Origin of the sequence: Bacillus sp. AK25 (assembly GCF_048270685.1) — a bacterium.
GTDB classification, from domain to species: domain Bacteria; phylum Bacillota; class Bacilli; order Bacillales; family Bacillaceae; genus Bacillus; species Bacillus altitudinis.
This window is the reverse complement of sequence record NZ_JBLUWC010000001.1, coordinates 2560462-2577787: the sequence shown is the minus strand read 5'-3', so window position 1 is coordinate 2577787 and position 17326 is coordinate 2560462. Positions and strand designations below refer to the sequence as shown.

Here is a 17326-nt window from a genome sequence, read left to right as displayed (position 1 = left end):
TGTTTTATATGTCAAAGCCTTATGTAGAATTCAGATTGTTATTCAATTATTTTATCTGTTTTTCGCTATGATGTATCAAATTTCTTGTTTTTTTCTGATGAACCTTTACAGAGTATGTGATTTCATGTAAGATATGCATATCAAATATATGCATAGTAAATCTATGTATTAGAGGTGACGATGGATGAAAGTGAGTAAAGAGCTTCTAAAGGGGAGTACTGCTACCCTTATTTTAAGCTTGCTAAATGAAAAGCCAATGTATGGATATGAAATGATTAAGCAATTAGAGTCGAAATCCGAAGGAATTTTTAGCTTCAAAGAGGGGACGATATATCCTATTTTGCACACTTTGGAGGGGAAAGGATTCATTGTGTCTTACTGGGGCGAAGGGAATGGCAATCGAAAAAGAAAGTATTACAAGATTAATGAACAGGGCAAAGCGTTTATGAAAGAAAAGAAGGAAGAATGGAATGTCTTCAAAGATGCAGTAGATGGCGTTTTGAATGGGGAGAAAGTCGTATGGGACTAGAGAAAAAATTTGAACAATATATCAAAAATGTGTGTAAACGAATCAAAAATAAAGACGTACATGCAAGTATAAAGCTTGAGCTTCGTGATCATTTATACACACTGAAAGAGGAAGCGGTCAGTGCGGGCATGTCAGAAGAAGAGGCGATAGATCAAGCGCTCAATCAAATTGGAGATGCAGCCATACTCGGAATGCAGCTCCATGAAACACACAAAACTCAAGTGGACTTTAAAACGATACTTCTTGTACTAGCTACTTGTTCATTTGGGCTGTTTGTGATGTATTATTTTCAGTTTCATTCTCATTTACTGCATTTTCAAGACACGAATATCTTTTATAAAAGTCTCATTTACTATGTATTTGGTCTTGCGTTGATGTTTGGGCTGTTTGCTTTTGATTATCGGCGCTTTTTACCCTATTCATGGTATTTATATATAGGAACGATTGGAATGCTGATTCTTACAATGATGATTGGGACAAGAGTGAACGGTATTCTTTTTTTAAGCTTAAGTAATGGATCGATCAATCTGACTGAAATTTTTCCATTTCTGATGATTATTTCGTTAGCGGGCATTTACCAATCTTGGAACTGGAAGAATGGTTTTAAGTCTTGGTTAGGGTTAGCGATTGTCACTTTACCCATTATTTTATTACATATAGTCGGATCTCTTTCTGCAACCATCACCTTTATGGTCATATGCATAACGATGATGTATGTATCTCATGCAAGAATGAGACAGCTTATTCCGTTTACAGCAGCAGGTATTGTCTATCTCATGGTTCAATTATTTTCTCTTTATCAAGCTGATATGTCCCACTTTTACCAATACTCACTTCATGAATTTAGCTCAAATGGTTTTCAGATAAATCCGTACGCATTGTATGATGTTCACACTGATTGGATGTTGACGTATATCATTTATTCATTCGGATGGTTTGCAGGATTGGCCGTTTTTATTTTGTTTGTGACTTTGATTTATAGAGTAGTTCATACAGCGAAACGAGTTCAATTTGCTTATGGCAAAATGTTAATGATTGGTTTGGCAACCACATTTGCAGCAAAATTTATCTTAAGTATTTTCACAAACTTTGGATTATTGCCTATATCAGGAGTTTCCATGCCTTTTATGAGCTATGGGGGATCTCATATTCTTCTAGAAATGATGTCAGTCGGGCTACTAATGAGTATTTATAGAAGGAAACAGCTAGGAGAAATGTGCCGTGAAGTAGCGTGATATGGCTGTATAAAATCACCCAATCTCTTCAATGCATCGTTGGATGAAGAGATTAGGTTTCTTGAACTGCATGTTCACATGCTTGCAATATGCACAAAATCATTCTTTTTCGGAAAAATAAAGGTGAAAGTTGTCCCTTGATCTAATGTGGAGTTGACCTCGATCGTGATATGAAGAGCGTCAGCTCCCTTTTTTGTTAAATAGAGCCCCATGCCTGTGGAGGCCGTGTCATTGTGATGTCTTGTGGAGGTAAAGCCTTTGTCAAAAATACGGGACACGTCTCTTGGGTCAATTCCTCTGCCTTGATCTGTGATGGTGAGCACCACTTGTTCGTTCATTTGTTTGCTTTCGATGATAATGTCAGATGATTGGCTGTACTTGACGGCGTTTGTCAGCACTTGTCTGATCATAAAGGATAACCATTTTGTATCACTTAATACATCTCGCTCTTCTAATAAAAGGTCAAAGCCAATTCCTTTTTGCATACACCACGATTGGAGCGCTCTGATTTCTTTCGTTAGCATGTTTTGGAGATCCAGTTTTTCAATAAATAAATCATTTTCAATATGTTGGATCCTGCTTTGATGCAGCTGTGCATCAAGGAGTAAATGTATTCTAAGCCATTCATATGTCATATTTGATTTGAGCGGCTGTTCTGTTATGCGGTCAATCATTAAGTGCATCGCCGTGAGCGGCGTTTTCACCTCATGTATCCATGAGAGCAGTTCATCTTTTTCTTCTTCCAGCGCAGTCTTTTGCTTAGCCGTCATCTGGCGGTATCGGTCAATTTGCTCTGACGCAGCCTCCTGTACAATTTGTTCAAAGGGGGAAGAGGGTTTGAGACGCATTTGATGGTCTATATTTTCATCCCATTCTTTCAGTTGCATGTAATAAGCAGTTTCTTTCCGGTAACGAAAAAAAAGAAAAACAATGAAGAGTAATGTAGACAAAAGCACGATATAAAAAAGAGAAGCGAGTGGAATCGTTGTATCCAAATATGCAACAAAGAGAATGAGAAGCTGCAAACTAAGAAAGAACAAGATCCAGCTTCTTCGTTCTTTTAGAAATGCTTGCAGCATCATTGATCATCCTTTTCTTTTGCAAGATAACCTTGACCCACCTTTGTTTCAATGAAGGTGCCAAGGGAGATTTCGTCTAGTTTTTTTCTAAGGCGGTTGACGTTTACAGTGAGTGTATTGTCACTCACGAATCGTTCATCGTCCCATAAAGCTTGGATGAGAGATTCCCTTTTGACGATATGGTTTTTATGCTGTATCAATTCTTTGAGAATAAAAAACTCATTTTTTGTTAATTCAATCTCACCGTTTTCATTTGTCACTGTATTATTTTCGAGGTCAAGGGTAGCGCCGCACCAGACTTTTAGGTTGGCTGGTTCCGCATTATAATCATGGACTCGTCGAAGAACAGCACTTACTTTGGCGATGAGAACGTCAAAGTGAAAGGGCTTTTGTACAAAATCATCAGCTCCAAGCTGCATCGACATGACCATATCAGCAGGATGATCACGAGAGGAAAGAAAGATGATGGGCACATTAGAATGATGCCGAATCATCCGGCACCAATGAAAGCCATCGTACTTTGGTAGCTGAATATCAATAATGACTAAATCAGGCTGGATGGAAGTGAACTCCTGCATGACCTGTTGAAAATTGTTGATCCCATACACATCATAAGACCAGTTGACTAAACGTTCTTTGATTTCTTGGAAGAGGGTTGTATCATCCTCAATCAGCAAAATTTTAAACAAAACGAGCACCACACTTTTTGAATTACTTGTACATCATTGTAGCGGAAAACAGGCACTCCCGCTAGAAGCAGACAGCAAAAAAGCAAGGGAAGAGATCCCTTGCTTCGGTTTATTTACCTAAAAAGTGCTTTTTAAAGAATGATAATTGATATTCAAGTGTGAGCGGGTCATTAAAGTAAAACTCTTCCGCATTTGCTTCATACACACGATGTTTTTTCACAGCAGGAATGGACTTATAGATTTTACTGTTTTGATAGGAATTGTCCATCTCGCTGTTTTTGCTAATGATCATATAGTCTCCGGCAAATTCAGGGATGACCTCTTGTGACACCGCATAATAACCAGCTTTTAATGCTTTTTCTTTTACTTTTTCCGGCATTTTTAGTTTCATTGCTTGGTAGAGGATTTCTGTTCCGCGTCCCCATGCATCTCCAAAGACGTAAAGATCTTTTGTGCCGCTTTCAAAGACAGATACGGTTGCATCTTCACCGATTTTTGCTTTGATTTCTTTGCCAGCTTCAGCTGCGCGCTTTTTGAAATCCTTGACCCATGCTTCTGCTTCTTTTTCTTTGTTTAAGACTTTTCCAATTTCAATATGCTGCTGAAGGTAATCGACTTTGTTATACGTGAATAAAACGGTAGGGGCGATTTTTTTCAGTTTTTCTACATTTTTTGCACCGCTTAAACCGATGATGACATCAGGCTTTAGCTTCATGATTTTTTCTACATTTTCATCGGATACTTCTTCCACATTTTTTAATTTCTTTTTGAAACGTGGATTCTTTTTTGACCAAGAGTCAACACCCACAAGGTTCACACCAAGTGACAAGACATTTCCTGTATAAGAGGCGAGAACAACAACACGTTTTGGATTTGCTGGCAGCTTCACAGGTCCATTTTCAGATTGATATGTAATCGTGTCCGATGACGTTGATTGCTTTCCTTTATTTGAGGAAGAGTTGCTGCTATTGCCACATGCGCTCAATGCAAGTACGAAGATGAGCATCAGAGGGAACAATATTTTCTTCATGAATGTAAACTCCTTTGAAATCGGCACATCAGCCGTGTATTTGGTTGTATGAGTGATAATGATAATTATTATCACTCAGATATCATACCATAGAAGTGAGGTTTGTTGTCAATGATATTTTAGCAGTGGATAGAGGAATTCTGATAAAAAGAAAAAAAGATCAAGGCAGTGGTATGACCTGATCTTTTTTCTTATTTAAACCAGCCTTTTTCTTTGGAACGAGTAATGGCCTCAATTCGGTTTTTGACTTCTAGTTTATCTAAAATAACGGATATGTAGTTTCGGACAGTGCCGCTTTTAATGCTGAGTTCCTTGGCGATTTCTTTTGTGTTTTTTCCGTCTGCGACGAGTTCTAGAACCGACTTTTCTCGTTCAGTTAAAGGATTTTCGTCGCTGTACAAGTCTTCCATTAATTCAGGGGCGTACACCTTTTTCCCTTTCATCACGCTGCGGATGGCACTTGCCAAATCCTCGCTTGGGCTGTCCTTCAGCATGTAGCCGCTAACGCCAGCTTTCAGTGCTCTTTGAAAATAGCCAGAACGAGCAAAGGTTGTTAAAATGATGATCTTCACATCAGACTTTTTAAGTTCTTCAGCGGCATCGAGCCCAGATTTTCCTGGCATTTCAATATCCATTAAACAAATGTCGACAGGATGTTTTTGAGCAAAATCAATCGCGTCCTGGCCGTTTGTGCCTTTTCCAACAACCGTCATATCGTCTTCTAAATCAAGAAGCGACCCAAGAGCACCAAGCAGCATTTGCTGATCCTCTGCGATAAAGATGTTAATCATTTTATTTCCTCCTTATCTTTCGCTGCTGAATCATTTGGAATGCTCATGATCAGCTTCGTCCCGTCTTTTGTTTCAATGTGCAGGCGTCCATTTGCAAATTCCAATCTTTCTCTAATCCCTAAAAGGCCATGTCCCTTCGTTTGAGAGGATGGATCACCGCCTTTAAATGTGCCGTTATCCTCAACTGTAATGACAGCTTCCTTTGACTTTTGATGAATCGTGATTTGACAGACAGTGGCGTCGCTATGTTTGACGACATTCGTTACGGCTTCTTTGATGCACATGCTCACAATGTTTTCGTTCAGAAGAGAGATGTGTTTCGGCGCTTCCTTTTCATCATAAATCATGTCAATATCGGCGGCTTCAAGGATTTGCTTGATATTCAATATTTCATCTTTGATCCGAATGCCTTTCATGGAAGAAACAATTTTCCGCACTTCATTAAGAGACGTTCTAGCTGTCTGTTGGACGCTTTTTAATTCGGCGCGTGCCTGTTCAGGGTCTTTATACACGAGTTTACGGGCAAGGTCACTCTTTAAACCGATAAGAGAGAGTTTTTGTCCAAGTGTATCATGCAGGTCACGAGCAATGCGCTGTCTCTCTTCAATTTTGACAAGATCGGCGATCCGTTCATTGGCATATTCTAATTTCTCTTCTAGCCGTTCACGTTCCTTCCTGCTTCGAATGCTGAGAGGGAGCAGAATGGCACTAATAAGTGTGATCACAACAAAAGGAATTTGTGTGAGAAACCATCCCTTTTTTAAAATCAAGCTAAAGTTCACTGCTACGGCGGCGCTCCCTAGATGAATATAGTATAAGATATAGAAAGGGACTTTTCTTTTGATATGCCCGTTGAAATAGGCGATACAAAAAGCAAAATAAATGTAGCTATAGAGCATCACATAACCAGTCGAAATGGCGATTAATAGAAGGCCGAATACATATAACGACCAGCCCTTTGAGACAAAGGCAAAACGGTAGACCGCAAAAAAAACGACGTTTAAAATAATGCCGATCACAATGCCTAAAGTCGAAGGGGTCTTAAAGATAAAATAAAAGGGCAGGATGAAAAAAATCGCCCAAATATATGGGGAAATCCCATGCAGTTTTTGAATTTTAAGTTGTTTTTTCATCCGTGATTCACCTTTTTCATTTTTTCAGTCTTTTTCACTACTTTATCAAATTGAACAGATGAGCGCATCCTGCAAATACAACAAGCTCCTTCTATTGTAAGAAAGAGCTTGCGCCAATTATGCATTTTTCTTCAGAATGTCTCCTTTTATAACAGGTGCGGGCACCTTCTTAGATTGCCGTGCTTCTTTAAAGGTAACAAATGCTTTCGTTTCTTCATCCCAAAGTCTAAATTTCATTGATTCGATACTTGTTTTTAAAGTGATGGTTGGCACATTTTGAAGCGGCTCACTATGATCATGTGCATGCTCCAAGTGATAATTCGGTACCCTCGGACTTAAATGATGAACATGGTGATAGCCGATATTGCCTGTTAACCATTGAAGAAGCTTTGGCAATTTGTAAAAAGAACTGCCTTCTACAGCTGCCTGCACATAATTCCAATGTTCATCTGCTTCAAAGTAAGAATCTTCAAATGTATGCTGTACGTAAAACAGCCATACGCCGATTGATCCTGAGATCAGGAAGATTGGACCTTGGACAAGCAGGAACTCCTGCCATCCAAAAAGAAGACACGTTGCAGTTGCTAGCGCAATGATGCTCACGTTTGTGAAATACGTGTTCCAGCGCTCTTTTTTACGAGCATTTTTGACGTTGAAACGGTTTTTTAAGAGAAAAACAAAGATCGGTCCTAAAATAAACATCACAAAAGGATTACGGTAAAATCTGTAGCGAAACTTCGTCCAAGCTGATGCTTCTTGATATTCTTTGACTGTCAGGAGCCAAATGTCGCCAGTACCTCGTTTGTCTAGATTACTGCTTGTGGCATGGTGAATTGAATGATCTCTTTGCCATTGAAGATAAGGGAAAAGGGTGAGTACGCCCGTTACAAAACCGAACAGGTGATTCAGCGGCTTTTGTTTAAAAAAGGATTGATGGCAGCAGTCGTGAAAAATAATAAAGACACGTACTAAAAAACCAGCTGCAATAACCGCAAAGAAGAGGGTTAAAAGGTAGGAGATGTTCAGGCTATAATAGGCAAGAAACCAAAGCCCCAAAAATGGAATGAATGTATTAAAGAGTTGAATGATACTTTTTTTCGAATTAGCACCAGAGAATTGGCCAACTTGTTTTCTTAAAGTGGCTTGCTGCTGTGTGTTGGTTGAAGTCGTCATGAACGTTCAAGTCCTTTCCGTTTCTTTCTACTTCAAAGTATAGAAGGAAAGGTGTCATGCTCATAGTAGCACCCATCATGTATTCAATATGACATTTGTCATGTTGGACGCGGGAAAGGCTGATGGTTCAAGGGTTGTAAGCTTATTTTATTTTAAATAAAAAAAGTAAAGGCGCTTAGCCTTCACTTTTTATGCACGTGCTTCATGTACTTTTAACTGCTTGCCTTTAATGGTTGTGTGGCGCATGGCTTTTAGCACAAGAGGGCCTTTGCCGTTTAAAATATCGACGTATGTTTTCGTATCTTGAATGGTAATAATCCCAATGTCATCAAACGCAACACCTTCTATTTTGGCAATGGTCCCAACGAAATCAACAGCCCGCAGCTTCTTTTTCTTCCCGCCGTTAAAATAAAGCTTCATAATATCCTTTTCAACGCCAGCCTGCTTATTTTCCTTTTGAATCGGTGTTTCAATTTTTTCTTCAAAGCTTGCCACATGCTGTTCTGCTTCTTCTTTTGTAGGATAAGGTTGAATTTGAAAATGAATACCAGCTTCCTCTTTTAATTCTTCAATAAGCGGCTGCCCGTGCCTTGTCATAAACGCAATCGTTTTTCCGCTTTTACCCGCTCTGCCAGTTCTTCCGGTCCGGTGAATATAGCGTTCTTTTTCATATGGCAAGTCGTAATGAATGACATGTGTCATATCACTGACATCAATTCCTCGGGCTGCAATATCTGTTGCGATCAAATAACGGAATTCCCCGTTTTTGAATTCATCCATGACAGCAAAGCGATCTTCTTGCCTCATCCCGCCATGAATCTTATCGCAAGGAACATCCCACTCATCCAGCTTCATCGTCAGCTCATTCACTCGCTCCTGCGTATTGCAAAAAATGATACAGCTATCTGGATTTTCAATGACAATCGTTCGTTGAAGTAATGAAAACTTGCCTTCTTCCTCGGTTTCAATCAACGTGTGGGTGATTTGCTGCTTCGTCGTTTCCTCCCGAGCAATCTCTATCACTTTTGGCGATTGTAAAAACTGCTCACTCAAATCCTTCATTTCATCAGACATCGTCGCTGAAAATAACATCGACATCCGCTTTGGCGGCAGGTGTTGAATAATAGAAGAGACTTGATCAATAAATCCCATGTTCAGCATTTCGTCTGCTTCATCTAACACGAAAAATGACAGATTGTCTAAAGAAAGTGTCCTTTTTTCAAGGTGATCCAATATTCGTCCTGGCGTTCCGCACACAATGTGGTTCTTTTGTGCAAGCTCTATTTTTTGTGCTTGAAATGGAGCTTTCCCGTAAATGGCGGCCGCTTTGATTCGTTTAAATCGTCCGAGGCTGGTCAGATCCTGTTTGACCTGCATGGCAAGTTCTCTTGTTGGGACGAGGATGAGGGCTTGAGGTTTATTCTCAGCCCAATCCACCATTTCACAAATTGGCAGACCGTAGGCTGCTGTTTTGCCACTGCCTGTCTGAGATTTGACAATGAGGTCCTGCTTTGAAAAAGCAACGGATAATGTCTCGTGCTGGACGGGTGTAGGTGTATGGAAATGAAGCGCTTCTAGCGCTTGTTTCAATTCATCGCTTAATGGATATTGATCAAAATGTTGTAATGGCATCGTGTTCTCCTTTTCGTACATGTATACTTGTGACATCATACCATATCTTTTCAAAGACACCATGACCTTGAATGAAAAGGCATGAAAAAAAGCCCCATAAAGGAGCTTTTCAATGATTAAAGGAATCTGCGTTTTACTTTTTCCCAATAGGAGTTATCTTTTAATTTGACCGTTTTGATCACTTTACCAGAAAGGCCAATATCAATTTGTTTGACATGTTTTGTACCTAGCGCTTCGTTATCAAGACCGATAATCGGATGGTCGTTACCGTCCTGAACAACCTTTAGTGTCAGCTTGCGGTCACTGCTTAAAATGAAAGGAGCTCCAAGTGTACGGTATGAGTTGTTATTCAGCGATGCCAGCTCGGTTACTTGCATACACGGAAGCATCGGATCCACCACGGCGCCGTTGACAGATTTATTGTAGGCCGTTGAACCGGTTGGAGTGGAAATAATCATCCCGTCGCCTCTAAAGGTTTCAAAATGGAAATCATCTATATACACATCGATGACAAATGTTTTAATGATGCTAGAGCGGATCGACAGTTCGTTTAAGCAATGGAACTGGTTTGTACTGTCAACGCTTACATCGATGATCGGATATTTTCTCACTTCAATTTGTTCAGTGTTCATGGCATCAATCATTTGATCAAAATGTTCTAACGAAAAATCGCAGTATAGGTGCGAATTCTCTGTTTTTGATACCCCTACATACAAGCAGTCATCCCGGAAGTTCGTTTTGCGAACCGCTTGAAGAAATGTACCATCTCCACCAATTGAAGCAATGATATGGGCATCTTCTGCACGCTTTACGACGTGAAAGCCTTGATCGGTAGCGAGCTTCTCCAGAGAAGAAATGTGTCCATCCAATTCATGATCTTTTTTGTAAAAGAAAAATACATTGCGACGATTGTCTGTCATTGACGTTCTCCCCTTTGTTGTCAAAAATAGATTTCGAGTAGTAAAGGGCTTACATAAAAACCCTTGTTCACATTTTACACTTTTTTCATATGAAAGTAAAAATATTAGAAAGACGCTTCATCATGATAGAGGCTTCCATTTAAGAAATGAGTCATTGTAAGTGATTAGACGACGCTGACTTTGAGCATAATTTAATAGCTCATTTTGGAAGAAAGAGAGGTCTGGGCGTTTCGTTGTGAAGATGGTCTGAGCTATTAGATATAGGGAGAGGATAAAATAACCAATTTTTCGTCATGATGAGCAAATGATAGAAGATGTAAAGTTGATCGTCATTTCACATCGGTGCTATCATATGTTGAAATGAAATGTAAAAAAACCACAGTTCCTGTGAAACATTTCATGTGTGTATTCGTATGAACGAAGTGAGACAAAAAGGAGGAGAAAGAAATGAATGCGAAAAGATGGGTAGCCTTAATCATTGCACTTGGTGTTTTCGGCTTTTCGATTGTGATTAGTATCACGACGGCCTTGTTTGAAAGCTTCAATGATAATAAGATGAGCTATCAATTCGGGGACGAAATCGAAGAAAAGGTACTAGAGGATGGCAGCGGAGCGAGTAAAATTGCTGTACTTGAGATTAATGGCACGATTCAAGATAACGGCGGTGCATCCAGCCTTCTAGGCGGGGAAGCATATGATCATCGTGCGTTCTTAAAAGAATTAGATAAAGCAAAAGACGATGCGTCTGTGAAAGGTGTCTTGCTGCGCGTTAACTCTCCTGGCGGCGGTGTCTATGAAAGTGCTGAAATACATAAAAAATTAGAAGAAGTAAAGAAAGCGAAGAAGCCAATTTATGTTTCTATGGGTTCAATGGCGGCTTCTGGTGGCTATTATGTATCCACTCCAGCGAAAAAAATCTTTGCTTCACCTGAAACGTTAACAGGCTCTCTCGGGGTCATCATGCAAAGTTTGAATTATGCAAAGCTGGCAGATAATTTAGGCATTAAATATGAAACCATTAAAAGTGGAAAATTCAAAGACATCATGTCACCAAATCGTGATATGACAAAAGATGAGCGCGACATCATGCAAAGCATGGTTGACAACTCTTATGAAGGTTTTGTGAAAGTCATCTCAGAAGGACGCGGCATGTCTAAGCAGGACGTCAAGAAAATTGCTGACGGCCGGGTATATGACGGAACACAGGCGAAATCGAACGGATTAGTGGATGAGCTTGGGTACTATGAAGATGCACTAAAAGCAATGAAGAAAAATGAAAAAGGCCTAAAAGGAGCAAAGGTGATCAGCTATTCACAAAGCTTTGGCTGGAACTCTCTTTTCAATATGAGTGCAAGCAAGCTCTTTAAAAGCGAAATTGATTTTCTGAACTTAAAAGAAACACTGGCTGGCTCAAATGGGTCTAAACCGATGTATCTCTATTCAAAATAAAGGAGGGATCATAGATGGATTCTACATTCGATGAAGTAACGGAAAGTCGCAGCCAAGAGGGAGAATCAAGGCCGACTCTTGCGAAGCGCACTTCAATTGAAGCGCAGGCTTTTGCAGGTTTCTGGATTAGATTTTGGGCATTTATCCTAGATTGGCTCGTCGTATGGGGTGTTAACCATTTGACGGTTTCTCCAATCTTTAGTCTCTTTGGCTGGTCAAAAGGTGGAGGGTGGTTTTCCCCATTTTCCGTCACAACCACAATTGTCTTTCTGCTTTATTTTGCGATCATGACGAAGATTTTCCAACAAACACTTGGAAAGATGGTGTTTGGAATCAAAGTCGTCTCACTTCAGCCGGAGAAGAAGCTGCCATGGGATGTCATTTTCTTTAGAGAAATTGTGGGGCGATATATTAATACGCTTTTTGTTCTCTATGCTGTGGTTGGGTTCACGCCGAAAAAGCAAGGGGTTCATGACTACTTTGCAGATACAGTGGTTGTTCATGAACATTTATATGAAAAAACAGAATCAAACGCATAATCAAAGAGAGTTTGGCCGGGTACCGGTCAAACTCTTTTTTTGGGTGATTGGGTATAAAATCCAGAAGGAGAGCCATAATCGTAGAGGAAGCATCATTTGTTATGGAGGAAGTGAGCACAGTGCTGTACGTTTGGATCGCCGCTTTTTTGTTCCTTGTGATCTTATTGATCTTTATGAAAGTGACCATTTCACTGGACTATTCACATGCAAATGACAATGACCATATTGCGGTGAAGATCATCACCTTATATGGAATCGTCAGACTGAAGAAAGACATTCCGATGGTGAAAGTGAATACGGAAGATCAAACGATTGATATTCGTGAAAAGAAAATGGCCAGCACCAAAACGCCTAATCAAGAAAAAGAAACCATGCATAAAAAAGTGGGAAAACGTGATGTAAAGGAAATCCTTCATCAAATGGAGCGTATTACAAAAGAGATTGTCGATCTAAACCGGATCATGCGAAAGTTCTTCATTCATATAAAAATCGTCTCATTTCACTGGTCCACCTGGATTGGTTTTCATGACGCAGCTTTAACAGGTGTAGCAGCCGGCGGTGTGTGGTCAGTCAAGGGAGCACTTCTTGCCTTTATGCAGGAGCATCTCACCTTTAAGCACAAACCAGTCTATGAAGTGATTCCCGCTTTTCAGCACAATGTGTCACAGACACACTTTGCATGTATAGCTTATTTTCGGATTGGACATGCTATGCTTGCAGCCATTCGATTACTTGTCCATTGGTTAAAAGGGAGAAAGGCGAGAAAAAATGCCTCTCTTCAAGCAACGAAGAATGAATCATCTGTTTAAGGAGGAACCCGAAAATGGCAGATCATCCAATCCAAGGTCTGATGAAGACAGCGATGGAAAACTTAAAAGAAATGATTGATGTGAACACGATCATCGGCGATCCAGTCGAAACCCCTGACGGCAGTGTCATTCTCACTGTGTCAAAGGTTGGTTTTGGATTTGCAGCCGGCGGCAGTGAATTCAACGGTAACCAAAAGAAAGAAAAACGGTCTGATGAACAAGAACGAAAAGAACCGAGACTCCCATTTGGAGGCGGAAGCGGTGGGGGAGTATCGATTACACCAATCGCCTTTTTAATTGTGGGAACAAATGGCGTACGAATGCTTCATTTGGATGAACACACACATCTGCTCGATAAAATATTGGATTCTGCTCCTCAAGCAATTGAACGTCTTCAGCACATGTTTAAGAAGGATGAACGGGAGCATCGTCACAAAGAACGAAAACTAGATGACATAGACCTTTAAAAAGTTAGCTGCCCTGCAGTTAACTTTTTTTTCAAAATGGACGATTAGGCTTTGCAGTTTTTTGCTTTCTCTACTATGATAGAACCATACATTTGATAAGGGAGGAATTGTTTTGGCATCGATCACATTTAAAGGGAGCCCAGTAACGCTTGTAGGAAATGAAGTGAAAGTAGGCGAGCAGGCTCCAGATTTCATGGTATTAACGAACTCACTAGGGGAAGTTTCACTTTCTGATTTAACAGGAAAAGTGACGATTATCTCAGTGATTCCTTCTATTGATACAGGTGTGTGTGACGCACAAACAAGACGTTTCAATGAAGAGGCAGCCGGTTTAGGTCCGGTCAATATCTATACCATTAGTGCAGACCTACCATTTGCACAAGCACGCTGGTGCGGAGCAAACGGAATTGAAAATGTTGAAACATTATCTGATCATAGAGATATGTCATTTGGTGAAGCGTTTGGTTTATATATGAAAGAATTGCGTTTATTGGCGCGTGCGGTCTTCGTATTAGACCCAAGCGGAAAAGTGGTTTACACTGAGTACGTAAGCGAAGCAACCAATCATCCAAATTATGAAAAAGCCATTGAGGCTGCGAAATCACTGTTATAAAAGCAGCATCGACAAGAGCTCCGGCTTCATACTGGGGCTCTTTTCAATGAGAACATATAGCTCTTAACAAAGCGAGGAGAGAAAAGCATTGCAGAAAGATCAAGTGAGTACGATTTTTGAGCTGCTCGATACAGCTTCAATTCGTTTAAAAAAGGAACAGAACATTTCCTATATTGAAGCATTGGCAGAAGCAGGAGAAGCCTTTTTCCAGGCAAATGATCGAAACGGTTTATTAAAAGATTTAATAGAGAAAGCAGATTTCGCCTCTTATGATCATGAGCAGATTCGTAAAGCGTTTCAGCTCGCCGTATTAAAAGGACAAAAGGATATTTCACATCCAAACCGGCAGATGACACCTGATACAATTGGTCTGTTTGTCAGCTATTTGGTCAATAAATTTTTAGAAGGACAAAAAGAGCTGGTTGTCTTTGATCCAGCAGCGGGAACAGGGAATTTACTGCTTGCGGTCCTCAACAATGTAACAGCAGAAACAACACGCGGTTTTGCCTCTGAAATTGATGACGTGCTCATTAAAATTGCGTGGGCACAAGCGAACTTAGAAGAAAAAGAAGTAGAGCTTTTCCACCAGGACAGCCTTGAGCCGCTTCTTATCTCACCAGCAGATGTTGCTGTATGTAGTCTTCCTGTCGGGTTTTATCCAAACGATGAGCGCGCTAAAGACTATGAATTAAAGGCAAAAGAAGGTCATTCCTTTGCGCATTATTTATTCATTGAGCAAAGTCTTCGTTACACGAAAGAAGGCGGCTTCTTATTCTTCATCATTCCAAACGATTTGTTTGAAGGAAAAGAAAGCGTACAATTAAAGGATTTCATCAAAGAACATGCATATATGAATGCGTTAATTCAGCTGCCAGTCTCTATGTTCAAAGACAAAAAGCATGCAAAAAGCTTATTTGTGATGCAAAAGAAAAAAGAGGGGCTCGAAGCACCGAAACGTATGCTATTTGCCAATCTGCCATCTTTCTCACAGAAAGAAGCAATGGTTGGCGTCATGAGAAAATTAGACCAATGGTTTATAGAAGAAAAAGAAACGAAAGAATAGCCAGAGTGATGTCTGGCTATTTTATTATTCAGAAAATAACGACTTATTGATGTAAGCGGTAACAGTTCGAAGGTGTACTTGAAATGCAAAGTTTTCAATGTTTAAATGAAAAAGTCAGATATTTTTCGGACTTATCGTTAAACTATAAAAGACCCGTTCAAACAGGTTGAATATAGCACCGAAAAAACGTGAAACCTTATATAACAACTGAGTAAAAGGAGCGACAGTAATGTCCAAAATTATTGCAATCAACGCAGGAAGCTCATCTCTTAAATTCCAATTGTTCGACATGCCAGAAGAAACCGTTTTAACAAAAGGTCTTGTTGAAAGAATCGGAATGGACAACAGTATCTTCACGATTTCTGTAGATGGAGAAAAGAAAACAGAAGTCACAGATATTCCAGATCATGCAGTAGCGGTTAAAATGCTGCTTGAAAAACTAATTGAATTTAACATCATCAAAGATTTTAATGAAATTGATGGCGTAGGACACCGCGTCGTTCACGGCGGAGAAAAATTCAGCGATTCTGTTGTTTTAACAGATGAAGTCATCAAAGACATTGATCAGCTTTCAGAGCTTGCACCACTTCACAACCCTGCAAACGTTGTAGGAATCAAAGCATTCAAACAAATTCTGCCTGACGTACCAGCGATTGCTGTGTTCGATACAGCGTTCCACCAAACAATGCCAGAGCAGTCTTACCTATACAGCCTTCCGTACGACTACTACAAAAACTTTGGTATTCGTAAATACGGATTCCACGGGACAAGCCATAAGTTCGTAACAGAGCGTGCAGCAGAGCTATTAGGCCGTCCTCTTGAAGAGCTTCGTTTGATTTCTTGCCACCTTGGAAATGGTGCAAGTATCGCAGCAGTTGAAGGCGGAAAATCAATCGATACGTCAATGGGCTTCACACCACTTGCGGGTGTTGCAATGGGAACACGTTCAGGTAACATTGACCCTGCCCTTATTCCATTTATTATGGAGAAAACAGGACATACAGCGGAAGAAGTGCTTTCTACTTTGAATAAGAAGAGTGGTCTTTTAGGTGTGTCTGGTCTTTCAAGTGATCTTCGTGATATCGAAGAAGCGACAGAAGAAGGAAACGACCGTGCAGAAGTAGCACTAGATATTTTTGCAAGCCGTATTCATAAATACATCGGTTCTTATGCAGCAAGAATGAATGGTGTAGATGCCATCATCTTCACAGCTGGAATCGGTGAAAACAGCTCAGAAGTGAGAGCACGTGTACTTCGTGGTCTAGAATTCATGGGCGTATATTGGGATCCATCTCTTAACAACATGAGAGGCGAAGAAGCATTCATCAGCTACCCTCACTCTCCTGTAAAAGTCATCGTGATTCCAACGAACGAAGAAGTTATGATTGCAAGAGACGTTATGCGTTTAGCGTAACATCCTTTTGAAGCTCTTTTCCTCAGCGGAAAAGGGCTTTTTTCTATTGAAATCAGCATGCTATAATGTGAGGCAATATGAAAGGAGCGGTGTGAAGAGATGAGCGCCCAAGAACATAAACGCGAAGCGAAAACGAGGCTTCATGTAAAAGTCATTACCGTCAGTGATACAAGGACAAAAGAAACAGATAAAAGCGGCCGTCTGATGATTGATTTGCTCAAAGAACAAGGGCACCTTATTCTTGCATACGATATTGTAAAAGATCACATTGGAGCGATTCAAGACGCCGTTTTAGAAGGAACAAGTGAAGCGAAGATTGATGCCGTCTTGTTAAACGGGGGAACTGGTATTGCAGCAAGGGACGTCACGATTGAATCCATTACACCTCTTTTCTCAAAAGAGCTGCCGGGCTTTGGAGAAATTTTTCGCATGCTGAGCTATACAGAAGATATTGGATCAGCCGCTATCTTATCTAGAGCGACGGCAGGGGTGATTAACCAAAAAGCCGTTTTTGCCACACCAGGCTCTACCGGAGCAGTTCGGTTAGCCATGACCAAACTCATTATTCCAGAGCTTCCTCATGTGTTGCGAGAGCTTGAAAAAGATCAAAAATAGCCCAAAATGACTCTGCCAAGAAAATTTGGCAGAGTTTTTTTCATAAAGGGGTTGAAAAAACAATTTTTCCTTGTTACAGTGTATACATACTAAATGCATGTTTATAAATTAAAACTTATTTTTATGCAAAAAACATTCACAGAATC

18 protein-coding genes are annotated in these 17326 nt (G+C 40.2%); 10 read left to right on the top strand and 8 right to left on the bottom strand.

The window, feature by feature from the left end; translation table 11 throughout:
• Positions 1–184: 184 nt before the first annotated feature.
• Together ACNO7B_RS13340 and ACNO7B_RS13335 are read left to right on the top strand one after the other, a co-directional pair.
• Positions 185–529: a PadR family transcriptional regulator gene (locus tag ACNO7B_RS13340; RefSeq protein ID WP_047945291.1), complete on the top strand. Its 345-nt coding sequence runs from the start codon at positions 185–187 to the stop codon at positions 527–529.
• Complete coding sequence (locus ACNO7B_RS13335) at positions 520–1764, top strand: FtsW/RodA/SpoVE family cell cycle protein (protein ID WP_417901607.1); 1245 nt, start codon at positions 520–522, stop codon at positions 1762–1764. Before ACNO7B_RS13340 ends, ACNO7B_RS13335 begins: the two co-directional genes overlap by 10 nt.
• Before the next feature lie 74 nt (positions 1765–1838).
• On the opposite strand, the gene ACNO7B_RS13330 is transcribed toward ACNO7B_RS13335, so the two are convergent.
• From ACNO7B_RS13330 to ACNO7B_RS13295, 8 genes are all read right to left on the bottom strand, one after another.
• Entirely contained in the window at positions 1839–2843 is a 1005-nt protein-coding gene (locus ACNO7B_RS13330; RefSeq protein WP_417901606.1) for a sensor histidine kinase, read from the bottom strand.
• Positions 2843–3532 carry a response regulator transcription factor gene (locus tag ACNO7B_RS13325; RefSeq protein ID WP_017358287.1) on the bottom strand — a complete coding sequence of 230 codons (690 nt, stop codon included), beginning with the start codon at positions 3530–3532 and terminating at the stop codon, positions 2843–2845. The genes ACNO7B_RS13330 and ACNO7B_RS13325 overlap by 1 nt, the downstream gene beginning before the upstream one ends.
• 109 nt (positions 3533–3641) lie before the next feature.
• Positions 3642–4562, bottom strand: a complete 921-nt coding sequence (locus ACNO7B_RS13320) for an iron-hydroxamate ABC transporter substrate-binding protein (RefSeq protein ID WP_417901605.1) — start codon at positions 4560–4562, stop codon at positions 3642–3644.
• 191 nt (positions 4563–4753) lie between these two features.
• Positions 4754–5353, bottom strand: coding sequence for a response regulator transcription factor (locus ACNO7B_RS13315; protein WP_007501749.1), 600 nt, complete (start codon positions 5351–5353; stop codon positions 4754–4756).
• A complete protein-coding gene (locus ACNO7B_RS13310; RefSeq protein WP_056705528.1) occupies positions 5350–6486 on the bottom strand; it encodes a sensor histidine kinase in 1137 nt (378 codons plus the stop codon). The genes ACNO7B_RS13315 and ACNO7B_RS13310 overlap by 4 nt, the downstream gene beginning before the upstream one ends.
• 117 nt (positions 6487–6603) lie before the next feature.
• The gene (locus ACNO7B_RS13305) at positions 6604–7659 is read right to left on the bottom strand and encodes a fatty acid desaturase (protein WP_072367439.1); all 1056 of its coding nucleotides are present in this window, start codon (positions 7657–7659) and stop codon (positions 6604–6606) included.
• Between the two features lie 189 nt (positions 7660–7848).
• On the bottom strand, positions 7849–9291 hold the full coding sequence (locus ACNO7B_RS13300; RefSeq protein ID WP_417901604.1) for a DEAD/DEAH box helicase: 1443 nt from the start codon (positions 9289–9291) through the stop codon (positions 7849–7851).
• Positions 9292–9407: 116 nt separating this feature from the next.
• Positions 9408–10211: an NAD kinase gene (locus ACNO7B_RS13295; RefSeq protein WP_017358281.1), complete on the bottom strand. Its 804-nt coding sequence runs from the start codon at positions 10209–10211 to the stop codon at positions 9408–9410.
• A gap of 447 nt (positions 10212–10658) precedes the next feature.
• On the opposite strand from ACNO7B_RS13295, the gene sppA reads away from it, so the two are divergent.
• From sppA to ACNO7B_RS13255, 8 genes are all read left to right on the top strand, one after another.
• The gene (gene sppA / locus ACNO7B_RS13290; protein ID WP_340967825.1) at positions 10659–11660 is read left to right on the top strand and encodes a signal peptide peptidase SppA; all 1002 of its coding nucleotides are present in this window, start codon (positions 10659–10661) and stop codon (positions 11658–11660) included.
• 14 nt (positions 11661–11674) lie between these two features.
• A complete protein-coding gene (locus tag ACNO7B_RS13285) occupies positions 11675–12199 on the top strand; it encodes an RDD family protein (RefSeq protein ID WP_008343136.1) in 525 nt (174 codons plus the stop codon).
• A gap of 101 nt (positions 12200–12300) precedes the next feature.
• Positions 12301–13008 (top strand): DUF2953 domain-containing protein, encoded by a 708-nt coding sequence (locus ACNO7B_RS13280; protein WP_008343138.1) that lies wholly within the window; start codon positions 12301–12303, stop codon positions 13006–13008.
• Between the two features lie 14 nt (positions 13009–13022).
• On the top strand, positions 13023–13475 hold the full coding sequence (gene ytfJ, locus ACNO7B_RS13275) for a GerW family sporulation protein (protein WP_007501733.1): 453 nt from the start codon (positions 13023–13025) through the stop codon (positions 13473–13475).
• 112 nt (positions 13476–13587) lie between these two features.
• Positions 13588–14088: a thiol peroxidase gene (gene tpx / locus ACNO7B_RS13270; RefSeq protein WP_417901603.1), complete on the top strand. Its 501-nt coding sequence runs from the start codon at positions 13588–13590 to the stop codon at positions 14086–14088.
• An 88-nt stretch (positions 14089–14176) separates the two neighbouring features.
• Complete coding sequence (locus ACNO7B_RS13265; RefSeq protein WP_007501729.1) at positions 14177–15151, top strand: class I SAM-dependent methyltransferase; 975 nt, start codon at positions 14177–14179, stop codon at positions 15149–15151.
• Between the two features lie 229 nt (positions 15152–15380).
• Positions 15381–16565 (top strand): acetate kinase, encoded by a 1185-nt coding sequence (locus ACNO7B_RS13260; protein WP_024718669.1) that lies wholly within the window; start codon positions 15381–15383, stop codon positions 16563–16565.
• 99 nt (positions 16566–16664) lie between these two features.
• Positions 16665–17180 carry a MogA/MoaB family molybdenum cofactor biosynthesis protein gene (locus ACNO7B_RS13255; RefSeq protein ID WP_046526486.1) on the top strand — a complete coding sequence of 172 codons (516 nt, stop codon included), beginning with the start codon at positions 16665–16667 and terminating at the stop codon, positions 17178–17180.
• Positions 17181–17326 lie beyond the last annotated feature (146 nt).

Excerpts from the sequence above, each read along its gene's own strand:
- ACNO7B_RS13340 (WP_047945291.1), top strand. The coding sequence starts at position 185 with ATGAAAGTGAGTAAAGAGCTTCTAAAGGGGAGTACTGCTACCCTTATT.
- ACNO7B_RS13335 (WP_417901607.1), top strand. The coding sequence starts at position 520 with ATGGGACTAGAGAAAAAATTTGAACAATATATCAAAAATGTGTGTAAA.
- ACNO7B_RS13330 (WP_417901606.1), bottom strand. The coding sequence starts at position 2,843 with ATGCTGCAAGCATTTCTAAAAGAACGAAGAAGCTGGATCTTGTTCTTT.
- ACNO7B_RS13320 (WP_417901605.1), bottom strand. The coding sequence starts at position 4,562 with ATGAAGAAAATATTGTTCCCTCTGATGCTCATCTTCGTACTTGCATTG.
- ACNO7B_RS13315 (WP_007501749.1), bottom strand. The coding sequence starts at position 5,353 with ATGATTAACATCTTTATCGCAGAGGATCAGCAAATGCTGCTTGGTGCT.
- ACNO7B_RS13310 (WP_056705528.1), bottom strand. The coding sequence starts at position 6,486 with ATGAAAAAACAACTTAAAATTCAAAAACTGCATGGGATTTCCCCATAT.
- ACNO7B_RS13305 (WP_072367439.1), bottom strand. The coding sequence starts at position 7,659 with ATGACGACTTCAACCAACACACAGCAGCAAGCCACTTTAAGAAAACAA.
- ACNO7B_RS13300 (WP_417901604.1), bottom strand. The coding sequence starts at position 9,291 with ATGCCATTACAACATTTTGATCAATATCCATTAAGCGATGAATTGAAA.
- ACNO7B_RS13295 (WP_017358281.1), bottom strand. The coding sequence starts at position 10,211 with ATGACAGACAATCGTCGCAATGTATTTTTCTTTTACAAAAAAGATCAT.
- sppA (WP_340967825.1), top strand. The coding sequence starts at position 10,659 with ATGAATGCGAAAAGATGGGTAGCCTTAATCATTGCACTTGGTGTTTTC.
- ACNO7B_RS13285 (WP_008343136.1), top strand. The coding sequence starts at position 11,675 with ATGGATTCTACATTCGATGAAGTAACGGAAAGTCGCAGCCAAGAGGGA.
- ACNO7B_RS13280 (WP_008343138.1), top strand. The coding sequence starts at position 12,301 with ATGGAGGAAGTGAGCACAGTGCTGTACGTTTGGATCGCCGCTTTTTTG.
- ytfJ (WP_007501733.1), top strand. The coding sequence starts at position 13,023 with ATGGCAGATCATCCAATCCAAGGTCTGATGAAGACAGCGATGGAAAAC.
- ACNO7B_RS13260 (WP_024718669.1), top strand. The coding sequence starts at position 15,381 with ATGTCCAAAATTATTGCAATCAACGCAGGAAGCTCATCTCTTAAATTC.
- ACNO7B_RS13255 (WP_046526486.1), top strand. The coding sequence starts at position 16,665 with ATGAGCGCCCAAGAACATAAACGCGAAGCGAAAACGAGGCTTCATGTA.